This window comes from Vibrio gigantis (genome assembly GCF_024347515.1).
Classification (GTDB): Bacteria; Pseudomonadota; Gammaproteobacteria; order Enterobacterales; family Vibrionaceae; genus Vibrio; species Vibrio gigantis.
On the sequence record NZ_AP025492.1, the window covers coordinates 722,955 to 734,644 of the forward strand.

10 protein-coding genes and 1 other RNA gene are annotated in these 11,690 nt (G+C 43.1%); 5 read left to right on the forward strand and 6 right to left on the reverse strand.

The window, feature by feature from the left end:
• Positions 1-197: 197 nt before the first annotated feature.
• Positions 198-564: a transfer-messenger RNA gene (ssrA, locus tag OCV56_RS03235) on the reverse strand.
• Between the two features lie 66 nt (positions 565-630).
• Complete coding sequence (smpB, locus tag OCV56_RS03240) at positions 631-1,116, reverse strand: SsrA-binding protein SmpB (RefSeq protein ID WP_004735156.1); 486 nt, start codon at positions 1,114-1,116, stop codon at positions 631-633.
• 119 nt (positions 1,117-1,235) lie between these two features.
• On the opposite strand from smpB, the gene OCV56_RS03245 reads away from it, so the two are divergent.
• Together OCV56_RS03245 and OCV56_RS03250 are read left to right on the forward strand one after the other, a co-directional pair.
• A complete protein-coding gene (locus OCV56_RS03245; RefSeq protein ID WP_086715682.1) occupies positions 1,236-1,664 on the forward strand; it encodes an SRPBCC family protein in 429 nt (142 codons plus the stop codon).
• Between the two features lie 3 nt (positions 1,665-1,667).
• Positions 1,668-1,976: an RnfH family protein gene (locus OCV56_RS03250; RefSeq protein ID WP_004737569.1), complete on the forward strand. Its 309-nt coding sequence runs from the start codon at positions 1,668-1,670 to the stop codon at positions 1,974-1,976.
• 126 nt (positions 1,977-2,102) lie between these two features.
• On the opposite strand, the gene OCV56_RS03255 is transcribed toward OCV56_RS03250, so the two are convergent.
• The 4 genes from OCV56_RS03255 to nadK form a co-directional block, all read right to left on the reverse strand.
• Positions 2,103-3,307 (reverse strand): IS3 family transposase gene (locus OCV56_RS03255; RefSeq protein ID WP_102514112.1). Its coding sequence is split into 2 segments (ribosomal slippage): positions 2,103-2,920 and positions 2,920-3,307, totalling 1,206 coding nucleotides; the frame shifts between segments, so codons are not numbered across the junction.
• 117 nt (positions 3,308-3,424) lie between these two features.
• A complete protein-coding gene (gene bamE / locus OCV56_RS03260) occupies positions 3,425-3,784 on the reverse strand; it encodes an outer membrane protein assembly factor BamE (protein WP_004735159.1) in 360 nt (119 codons plus the stop codon).
• 167 nt (positions 3,785-3,951) lie between these two features.
• The gene (gene recN, locus OCV56_RS03265; protein WP_086716040.1) at positions 3,952-5,616 is read right to left on the reverse strand and encodes a DNA repair protein RecN; all 1,665 of its coding nucleotides are present in this window, start codon (positions 5,614-5,616) and stop codon (positions 3,952-3,954) included.
• Between the two features lie 289 nt (positions 5,617-5,905).
• Entirely contained in the window at positions 5,906-6,790 is an 885-nt protein-coding gene (nadK, locus tag OCV56_RS03270; RefSeq protein WP_017066747.1) for an NAD(+) kinase, read from the reverse strand.
• A 143-nt stretch (positions 6,791-6,933) separates the two neighbouring features.
• Between nadK and grpE the strand changes: the two genes are divergently transcribed.
• The 3 genes from grpE (at position 6,934) to dnaK (ending at position 11,562) form a co-directional block, all read left to right on the forward strand.
• Entirely contained in the window at positions 6,934-7,515 is a 582-nt protein-coding gene (gene grpE, locus OCV56_RS03275) for a nucleotide exchange factor GrpE (protein ID WP_076654663.1), read from the forward strand.
• A gap of 389 nt (positions 7,516-7,904) precedes the next feature.
• The gene (locus OCV56_RS03280) at positions 7,905-9,179 is read left to right on the forward strand and encodes a dicarboxylate/amino acid:cation symporter (RefSeq protein WP_086716038.1); all 1,275 of its coding nucleotides are present in this window, start codon (positions 7,905-7,907) and stop codon (positions 9,177-9,179) included.
• Between the two features lie 469 nt (positions 9,180-9,648).
• Complete coding sequence (gene dnaK, locus OCV56_RS03285) at positions 9,649-11,562, forward strand: molecular chaperone DnaK (protein ID WP_076654662.1); 1,914 nt, start codon at positions 9,649-9,651, stop codon at positions 11,560-11,562.
• The last annotated feature ends 128 nt before the right edge of the window (positions 11,563-11,690 follow it).

Genomic DNA, 11,690 nt, shown 5'->3' on the forward strand with positions numbered 1-11,690 from the left:
ACTAAAAGCGAAATTGAACAGTTCTAAACGGCCACACATTTCAGTAATGGGATGTGTGGCTTTTTTATTAGGTGTCTGTTTTGATATTTACGATTAGATCTCTAAGTTTTTGTTATTTATTGGGTTGTTTGCCTAAGTCATTACCTTTAGACAAACAAAAAGGGCCAACTCTTTCGAGTTGGCCCTTTCCAAACGTTTGGTGGAGCTGGCGGGAGTTGAACCCGCGTCCAAAAATCATTCATCATTGGTACTACATGCTTAGTCGATCTTTAATTTCACCAGCAACCTGCGAACCGACACGCTAGTTAAAGGCTAACCTGAATTATAATTCGCGCTTTTCCTCTCAGGTGGGAGAAGCCACGCTAGCTAGTTTGGGTTTGATCTCTTATTGGTCCCCGTCTTACGAGCGGAAGCTAGGGTAAGAGAGCTCTGAGCAGGTTATTAAGCTGCTAGTGCGTAGTTTTCGTCGTTTGCGACTATTTTTTTGCGGCTTTTAACGTGGCCAACCGCCCCACGGCATGCACCTCAGACTTCAAAATTCCTGTCGAATCCTAAATCAGCCCCAAGTGTTATTTGCATAGTACCAGAAAAGCTTAACCTGTCTAGCACTGTGCGTTTAAGTGCTTAAAATTAACGCAAATTACTCTTCATAATTCGTGCTTTATCTCTCGCCCAATCTTTTTCTTTCATATCAGTACGTTTATCGTGCAGCTTTTTACCTTTCGCTACGCCAACTTTAATCTTCGCCCAAGAGCGAGACCAGTAAAGTGCGGTTGCGACAAGCGTCATGCCTTCACGGTTAATACGACCGATAAGGTTGTCGAGTTCTTTTCTCGACATAAGGAGTTTACGGATACGTGTTGGGTTCGCCACGATATGAGTACTCGCTTGAGTAAGCGGAGTGATCGTCATACCACTGATGAATGCTTCGCCATCTCGGATGTAAACGTAGCTTTCTGCGATATTGGTTTTGCCTTCACGTAGGGATTTTACTTCCCAGCCTTGTAGCTCAAGCCCCGCTTCTATCTCATCATCGATGAAATATTCGTGGCGAGCTTTCTTATTAAGCGCAATGGTATTACTACCGGCTTTTGATTTTGATTTATTCTTTGCCATAATGGCCTCATTATACGGATTGCGCCCTAGTTGGGGAATCCTTTTTATTGGCGCTCTGGCCCAATACAATTAAAATTGCAGTTTGTGTTAATGTAACGCTGTCTTTAACAGGAGTCTATATGCCAAAGGTTACTCGTTCAGCATTAGTGTCGTTTAGTGCCGACCAGATGTTCAACTTGGTCAATGATGTTGCTCGTTATCACGAGTTTTTGCCAGGGTGTTCTGGTTCACGTGTGATCGAATCTTCAGATTCAACTATGGTGGCTTCGGTTGATGTCTCTAAAGCCGGTATCAGCAAAACATTTACTACGTCGAATCGCTTAGCGGAAGGTGCTGAGATTTTGATGGAGCTGGTGGACGGCCCATTCAAGAAGCTGCAAGGCGGTTGGTATTTTACTCCGCTCGACGATCAAGCGTGTAAAGTTGAGCTTAAGTTAGAGTTTGAATTTTCTAGCCGAATGATTGAAATGGCTTTTGGTAAGATTTTCAATGAGCTGACGAGCAATATGGTCAGTGCTTTTACTCAACGCGCGAAACAGGTTTACTAAGCCATGACTATTGAATCAGATATGATCCACGTAGAAGTTGTGTTTGCGCTTCCACACGAGCAGCGTGTATTTACCTTAGTCGTGAACAAGAACGCGACCGTTGAAGAGATCATCGCGCAGTCAGGTGTATTGGAGCTGTATCCAGAAATCGACTTGGCGAAGAACAAGGTCGGCGTATTCAGCCGTAACGTTAAGCTAGATGCGACGGTTCGCGATAAAGATCGTATCGAAATCTACCGAGCACTGTTAGCCGATCCAAAAGAGATTCGCCGCAAGCGTGCAGAACAAGCGAAAGCAGCAGCTGCCAAGTAGTATTGTAAAACCGATTTGATTAAGAAGAGCTCGCTATATTGGCGAGCTTTTTTATGCCTGTTAGTTTGGCGCCGTGAGTTAATTTGTTAGCGTGACCCGTCCTGATATGGGTTGACACTTGATTGACTAAAACGCTCGATGTATTTCATCGGGCGTTTTGTATTTTAGAGCCGTGTGAGGCCTATATTCATTATAGATTTTTACTGATTCAGCGACCATTTTCTTTGCTTCATCTAAATCATTAGGTTTATTCAACAGATACTCCATCTTCAGTATTCCGTTGATCCTCTCTGCCAACGCATTCTGATAACAGTCATAGCCATCAGTCATTGAGCAAGATACACCATACTGTCGATGCAACTCTTGGTATTCAACAGAGCAGTACTGAACACCTCGATCTGAGTGATGGACAAGCTCACCTGTATTCTTCCGCTCTTTCAACGCGTTTAAAAAGGCCTGCTTGACCGTGCGAGCTTTCATATCATCACTTATGTGATAGCCCACGATTTTTCTTGAGTAAGCGTCCGTCACTAAACTGAGATACGTACTACCACGCCGCGTTGCTAGATAAGTAATATCGGCAACCCATAATTGCTCTGGTCCTTCCGGTATTAAGCCTTCTTTGATTCGATTTGGATGGCAGTAAAAGCGATGATTACTGTTTGTGGTTCGATGGTAAGCCCTTCGATTCTGTACTAATAATCGATTCATTCTCAGCAGAGAGAATAAGCGGTCTCGCCCGATTTCAATATCGTTCTGAGCAAGTAAATACTTGATCTTACGAGTCCCTATACGAGGGTGCATCATCCTTTGCTCCTTCACAAAACCGAGTACAGATTCATCTTTCTTTGTCTGATGAATTTCGGCAACACAGCGTTTGTAGAAAGCTTGTCTTGTAATACCTATGAAGTGACAAGCTTTAGTAACGGTCAACTTTCTGACCGTTTTTTCCTTAATAACTCGGCCTTGCGCTTCTTTGAGATTCGGACTCCGAAATCTCGATCCATGACTTTTACAACCGCTTCAAAGAACTCAGCTTTGAGCTGAGTTTCTTCTAATTGCTGCTCGAGTTCTTTGATTCGTTGCTCTGGGGTTTGAGTTGAGGAAGAGTTTGACATAGTCGCTCCTAACGCTCTCGATTGTTCTATTCCTTTAGACCAATCTAGTTGACCATGTTTGCGAAGCCAAACTAAAACGGTAGAGCGACCTTGGATCCCATAACGTTCTTGAGCTTGCTTATAAGTCATTTCGCCTTTTTCAACTTGGCTTACGACTGCCAATTTAAAGGCAAGAGAATAATCTCGTTGAGTACGTCTACTTGTTGTTTTCATGACACTCTCCAATTTCATGTTGGAAATGTGTCAACCATATTTAGGACGGTACAGCGAATATTAAAAAGCCTGCTCATTGAGCAGGCTTTTGCGATTCTTGATTTGTTGACTGGAAAGCTAGCGAAGGCTTTCGAAGAACTCATCACTGGCTTCAAAATCACCGTTGATCGTTACTAGAGTGCCAGTAGCGTCAAAGTTAACGACTAGGTTTTTCTGAATCGGGTCTTCATGACCTTTTTGGTGGTGGTAAATGTAGTACCACGTATCTGGGTAGCCGTTTTCGATAAGCATTGGTGAGCCCATAACGTAACGAACTTGTGTTTTTGTCATGCCAAACTTGAGCTGGTCAACAGCTTCTTGTTCAACATAGTTACCCTGATTGATGTCAATTCGATAAACCAACTTCTCTAATAGAGAGCAACCGGTCAACATTGTTAGTGCAAGTGGAACTGCAACTAACCACTTTTTAATTCGCATAGTTTGAGATCTTTCTTCGCTAAAATACTGCCTGATAATAAACAAGCTCCAGCAAGAAGTAAAAAGCTCCTTGCGCTTTGAGCTTGTTATGACTGGCAATTTTGAATTAAGTTGCAAAATTGCCAAGATTTTTCGTTAAATTATCAGAAGATTGCTGAATATTTAACCTAGGCTGCGATTAGTAACTCTTTTGCGTTGGCCAGTGTCGACTCGGTAATTTGGCTACCACCAAGCAGTCGAGCAAGCTCTGAAATGCGTTGTTGCTGATCCAGTGTGTGCATTTGGGTCTCTGTTTTACCCGATTTAGTGTTCTTGGCAACGAACAGTTGTTGGTGCCCGCAGCCTGCTACTTGAGGTAAGTGCGTCACACACATAACTTGGGTTGATTCGCCTAGCTTACGTAGCATTTTTCCGACAACCGCAGCTGTTGGCCCACTGATACCCACATCGACTTCATCGAAAATCAGGCTTGGTGTATCCACTTTTTGCGCCGTGATTACCTGAATCGCCAATGAGATTCGTGATAACTCACCACCAGAGGCCACTTTAGCAATGGGCTGCATTGGTTGACCTGGGTTCGTCGACACAATGAAGGTCACGTTATCCATACCCAATGGAGAAGGGTGTGTGTTGGTGTTGTTCACTTCAATAGCAAACTGCGCTTTTTCCATGCTCAGTTCGTGCATACTTTGCGTGATCAGCTTGTTTAGCTCTTTTGCGTAACGAGTTCGAGATTTATGAAGCTTTTCTGATTTAGCAACGAACGATTGGTATTGGCTTTCGACCTCGTTGGCTAGTTCTTCCAACTTTTCATCAGAGCAATCCAGCGCTTCAACTTGCTGTAATAAGTCTTGATGGTGCTTATAAAGCTCTTCAGGTAACACGTGGTGTTTACGAGACATCGACATCACTTTCGAGAAGCGTTCTTCAACGTAAGCCATACGACCGGGATCAACATCAATACTGTCTAGGTATGTTCTCAATTCGTTGTTGGTTTCTTCAATCTGAATAATCGCCTCAGAGAGTAAATTCGGTAATTCAGCCAACCTTTCATCGAGCTCTGCTAACTGAATTAAGGAGTTATTGGCCGATTGCAGAATACCAAGCGCATTAACTTCTTCACCTTCATAAATAAGCTCGATAGCTTGCTGGCAGGTTGTGGCCAGTTCTCCGCTATTGGAGAGGCGCTTATGCTCTTGTTCGAGGTCTTCATATTCTTCCTCCCCAATAGATAGCTCATTTAACTCTTTGATTTGGTACTCAAGAAGTTGTTTTTGAGCTTGGTTTTGCTGGCTATTCTCACGTAACTCTTTTAAGTGATTATCCGCTTGTCGCCATGCTTGGTAAGCGTTACGTGTCGATTTCAATAAGTTCAAGTGGCCTGCGTATTGATCAAGCATGGCCATTTGGTAGTCGCTCTTCATCAACTGGTGATGAGCATGTTGACCATGAATGTTGATCAGCAGTTGGCCAAGTGATTTCAATTGCGAAAGAGGAACCGGGCTGCCGTTGATGAATGCGCGAGAGCGACCTTCTTTAGAGATAGTTCTGCGTAAGATGCACTCACTGCCATCAAGTAGTTCGTTGTCTTCTAACCAGCGGGTAGCGTGCAGATTGTTCTCAAGTAAAAAAGCGGCACTGACTTCGGTTTTTTCTTCACCTTGTCTAACCATTCCTGCATCGGATCTTCCTCCAAGACATAAGCCTAAAGCGTCGATAGCGATAGATTTACCCGCACCAGTTTCCCCGGTGATTGTTGTCATGCCTTTAGAGAGTTCTAGCTGTAAAGACTTAACAATAGCGAAATTATTAACACTTAAATGAGCCAGCATTTTTATTTACCTGTATAACTGAACAATACTGTATATAAGCTCAGTATATACTGTTTCTTTATACAGTAAAGTCGACAGGTGAAATTTTTTTGTGACCGCTCTCAGAATTGAGGTTGTCTGTAGATCACTGAAAGCAATATAGATTCCCAACTCAGTCGTTCCTCCCTCTTGGGAATGACGATCTCCGGGGGAGGTGTAAAGGTAGAGCTGATGGGCTTTGTACCAGTAATAAAAAAGGCTGACGAATGTCGTCAGCCTTTAAAAATTTCGGTTTGCTAGAGCAGTTTAGTTAAAACAGCTTACTCGACCAGCCTAGTTTGTTACGTAGGACATGGTAGTAGTTGTAATCTTTCGGGTGGATCAGCTTGAGCACATTTGGGCTTTGGTAAATGTGTATTTCATCGCCAGGAGAAACTGGCAGTGAGATTTGACCATCACAGCTCACTTCCTGAGTGCCGCGGTTATCAGGCGATACGATCAGCTTGATGCGGCGCTTTCCATCGACTACAAGTGGGCGGCTTGAAAGTGTGTGCGGGAACATTGGCACTAATGAGATCGCATTTAGGCTTGATGACAGGATGGGGCCGCCGCCAGAAAGTGAATAAGCGGTAGAACCTGTCGGTGTTGAGACGATCAAACCATCAGAACGTTGTGAGAAGGCAAAGCTATCATCGATATACACTTCAAACTCGATCATGTGCGCGACTTGACCGGGGTGAAGTACTGCTTCGTTGAGTGCGGCGTTGTGGCTTTTTATTTGGCCGTGACGATGAATTTCCGTTTCAAGTAAGAAGCGTTCTTCTTCCATGAACTCGCCTTTGAGTACATCGGTAAGCGCACTCTGGAAGTTTTCCGGGTTGAGATCGGTTAGGAAACCAAGATTACCTCGGTTAACACCAATCACTGAAATGTCGAAACGTGACAAGATTCTAGCAGCACCGAGCATATTTCCGTCACCACCCACCACAATAGCGAGGTCGGCGCGTTTACCTAATTCAATTAGGCTAGAAAAATGTTCTTTTGGGATGTCGTCTAAAATAGTGGCGAGTCTGTCATCAACAAACACTTGATAACCTTCAGCACTTAACCACTGATAGAGCTCTCTATGAGTCTGAATTGCTTGCTGATCTCGAGGTTTACCGATAATGGCGATGACTTCAAATGGCTTTTTCATAACGTTTCCAAACGAATTAGGCTTGAATCAAAATTCTTCATCCCCATAATAAAGGCAAGTTGAACGTCTATGCGAGTGTTTTATATCAATTTGGGGCGCAAACACGCCTGTCACTTGCATTGAAAACGAATTCTGGAGATATCATGAGCAACGAAGAAAACAAAGTAACCGAAGAAGAACTAGATCAGATCATTGCTGAAGCTGAGAAAGTTGAAGAAGCTGAACTGAATGAAGACGCTGCTGATGAGCAGGAAGCAAAAATCGCTCAACTAGAAGCAGCACTGCTTTCTAGCGAATCTAAAGTGAAAGAGCAGCAAGATTCTGTTCTTCGCGCAAAAGCTGAAGTTGAAAACATGCGTCGCCGTAGTGAACAAGAAATTGATAAAGCTCGTAAATTCGCTTTGAACAAATTTGCTGAAGGCCTACTTCCTGTAATCGACAACCTAGAGCGCGCAATGCAAGCTGCAGATGCTGAAAACGAAGTGGTTAAGCCACTGTTTGAAGGTGTTGAGCTAACGCACAAAACGTTCGTAGACACAGTTGCTAAGTTTGGTCTTAAAGAGATCAACCCTGAAGGTGAAGTCTTCAACCCTGAATTCCACCAAGCAATGTCTATCCAAGAAAGCCCAGATCACGAATCAAACACGGTTATGTTTGTGATGCAAAAAGGCTACGAATTAAACGGTCGTGTGGTTCGCCCAGCGATGGTAATGGTTGCTAAGTAATTACGGTATTCCGTTGCCAAGTGATTGACTGGCACATTGACTGAGTAAGTCGCGGCAGCAAAAGAAATCACTGGTTTACGTAAAATAAAAAGAGAGGCATATGCCTCTCTTTTTTTGTGCCTATAACTTGAGAGTCCATATAAACAAGCATAAAAATCGCATTAAGAATGTCGTTCTTTTTATTTTATTAAGATCAGCGATTTAGAGTTTTGTGTTATGAAACTTGTTGTGAATGAGTAAATGTTTTGATGTCACATTTGTGATTATTTTGTAAATAAATACTTTTAATTGTTATCTTTGTATGTAAAATCCACTGCCATATAGCGATTTTAGTCGCATATACAACTATAAAAGTACAAATTTCAAACACAACAAACTGGAGAAGAACGATGGATAAATCGCTCTCAAGTAAAATTTTTGTAGGCTTGTTTGCCGGTCTACTTATTGGTACTGCTATTCAGTACCTATTCAGCGGTATTGCTATTTTTGATACGTATCTACTAGGCGCTGCAGAAGGTGCTGGTGGTATGTTCGTATCACTTATCAAATTGCTTGTAGTTCCTCTTGTATACGTATCTATTGTTTGCGGTATTGTTGAGCTAAAAGATATTCGTTCATTTGGTCGTCTTGGTGGTAAAACCTTTGGTCTTTACATTATTAACACCATCATCGCGATTTCAGCAGCGCTAACGATTGGTCTTATTTTCCAACCAGGTGCAGGTGCGAATCTAGCGGGTACGGTTTCTGAGACAATTGCGCTTACAACAACTGAAACACCAGACATCTTCTCTCTTGTTGTTAACATTGTTCCTAGCAACCCTGTAGAAGCGTTTGCAAGTGGCGACATGCTACAAATCATCTTCATGGCGATTCTGACAGGTCTTGCTATCCAAGCTCTTGATTCTCGTGGTGGCCCAGCTATCAAGACGTTCAAGATGGCTAACGAAATCATGATGAAGCTTATCGGCCTAGTAATGAGCCTTGCGCCATACGGTGTATTCGCTCTGATGATTCAACTGGGTGCTACACTGGATGCCAACACGCTAATGTCAGTTGCTGGCTACGTAGCACTTGTTGTTGCAATGCTTGTGTTCTGGATTTTCTTCTTCTACCCAATGATGGTTGGTTCGTTCACTGGTATTTCTCCAAAGCAGTTCCTACGTGCAACTCGTGAGCAAGTTCTATTCTCACTATCTACAGCAAGTTCGAATGCAACAATCCCAGTAACAATGCGTACTCTTACTGACAAACTAAACGTATCTAAGTCAGTTGCGGGCTTCGGTGTACCGCTAGGTGCAACGATGAACATGTCTGGTGTATCTATCTACATCGCACTGGCAACTATGTTCGTAGCAAACGCATTTGGTCAGCCAATCAACACTGCTGATATCTTCACTCTAGGTCTAACTATCCTGCTTCTTTCTATCGGTGCTGGTGGTGTTCCAGGTGGCGGTGTAGTAATGGTAGGTGTTCTATTGCACCAACTAGGTTTGCCACCAGAAGGTCTAGCGATTGTTGCTGCTGTTGACCGTATCTGTGACATGTTCTGTACTTCTTCAAACGTAGTAGGTGATACAGCGGTTAACACTATCGTTGCTAAATCTGAAAACGAAATTGGCGTTGAAGCAGACGAAGAAGTTGAACTGAAGAAAGCTGAAGCTTAATTCAAAGACTCTTTTCGCTATAGATTAAATCTGAGCTGAAACCCTGAGTAGATAAACGGAGCCCTAGTGGCTCCGTTTTTTATTGGGTGAGAAAGTCACTTTATCTATTTTGACTCAAAAAATGATGGTGGAGCCTGAATGGTTGTGTGAGAGGACCTCTTTGATCGTCAGCTGACAGAAACAGGGGACTGCTACAAGAATGAATGATTGAGGGCGAATAAACCCAGTTATGGGACTTATATAGGCGGTAATGATATGTATTCGTGCCTAATCATTCCTTTTATTAAAATAAATGTAAAAAAATCCGTTTTTACCCTTGAAAAGGCTTCGTGAGCCCTTATCTATGGTGCATACGAAAGCAAATTACATTTGCACTTTAATTTTGTGTATTAGGGTTGAATCCCTGATTCCCACCCCCACATATGTGGGTATAGCAAAAACTAAATAATATATATTCGGAGATGGCCTGATGGGTAAAATCATTGGTATTGATTTAGGTACTACTAACTCTTGTGTTGCTGTTCTTGACGGCGACAAACCACGCGTAATTGAAAATGCTGAAGGCGAACGTACAACAGCATCGGTAATCGCATACACAGAAGGCGAAACGCTAGTTGGTCAACCTGCAAAACGTCAAGCTGTTACTAACCCTCAAAACACACTATTCGCTATCAAGCGTCTAATTGGTCGTCGTTTTGAAGATGAAGAAGTTCAACGCGATATCGAAATCATGCCTTTCAACATTGTTAAGGCTGACAACGGTGATGCATGGGTTGAAGCGCAAGGCCAAAAAATGGCTGCTCCTCAAGTATCTGCTGAAGTTCTTAAGAAGATGAAGAAAACAGCTGAAGACTTCCTAGGCGAAGAAGTAACTGGCGCAGTTGTTACTGTTCCTGCTTACTTCAACGATGCTCAACGTCAAGCAACTAAAGATGCTGGCCGTATCGCTGGTCTAGATGTTAAACGTATCATCAACGAACCAACTGCTGCTGCTCTAGCTTACGGTCTAGACAAGCAAGGTGGCGATCGCACTATCGCTGTATACGACCTTGGTGGTGGTACATTCGATATCTCTATCATCGAAATCGATGAAGTAGAAGGCGAGAAAACTTTCGAAGTTCTTTCAACTAACGGTGATACTCACCTTGGTGGTGAAGATTTCGATAATCGCATGATCAACTACCTAGTCGATGAGTTCAAGAAAGAGCAAGGTATCGACCTTAAAGCTGATCCACTAGCAATGCAGCGTGTTAAAGAAGCAGCAGAAAAAGCGAAAATCGAGCTTTCTTCTACTACTCAAACTGACGTAAACCTTCCTTACGTTACTGCTGATGCGACTGGTCCTAAGCACATGAACATCAAAGTGACTCGTGCGAAGCTTGAGTCTCTAGTTGAAGACCTAGTTCAACGTTCTCTTGAGCCGCTAAAAGTAGCTCTTGCTGATGCTGACCTATCTGTAGGCGAAATCACTGACGTTATCCTAGTTGGTGGTCAAACTCGTATGCCTATGGTTCAAGCTAAAGTAACTGAATTCTTCGGTAAAGAGCCACGTAAAGACGTGAACCCTGACGAAGCTGTTGCAATGGGTGCTGCTGTTCAAGGTGGTGTACTAGCTGGTGACGTTAAAGACGTTCTACTACTAGACGTTACTCCTCTATCTTTCGGTATCGAAACGATGGGCGGCGTAATGACTAAGCTAATTGAGAAAAACACAACTATCCCGACTAAAGCGGATCAAGTGTTCTCTACAGCTGAAGACAACCAAAACGCAGTAACTATCCACGTTCTTCAAGGCGAGCGTAAGCAAGCGACTTACAACAAGTCTCTTGGTCAGTTCAACCTAGAAGGTATCCAACCAGCACCACGTGGCATGCCACAAATCGAAGTAACATTCGACCTAGATGCTGATGGTATCCTGAACGTATCTGCTAAAGATAAAGCAACTGGTAAAGAGCAGAAGATCACTATCCAAGCATCAGGCGGTCTGTCTGAGGAAGAGATCGAAGCAATGGTACAAGAAGCAGAAGCTAACAAAGAAGCGGACAAAAAGTTCGAAGAGCTAGTAACTGCACGTAACCAAGCTGACCAAATGATTCACGGTACTCGTAAGCAAGTAGAAGAAGCTGGTGAGGCTCTACCTGCAGACGAGAAAGAGAAGATCGAAGCAGCTATCACGGCACTAGAAGAAGTTAAGTCTGGTAACGACAAAGAAGCTATCGACGCTAAAGTTCAAGAACTTATGCAAGCAGCTCAAAAGCTAATGGAAATTGCTCAACAGAAAGCTCAAGCTGAACAAGCTGGTGCTGATGCAGGTGAGCAACCTAAGCAAGACGACGATGTGGTAGACGCAGAGTTTGAAGAAGTTAAAGACGACAAAAAATAATTTTTCGTCGCTATAACACGTGATTTCTACGTCGAAGGTACTCACTTACATCCGTAAGCTCCGTGCCTTCTCCTTGAACTAACGTGTTTTAGCTTAGAAAAGTCGTTTTTCGATTTCTAAATATACGG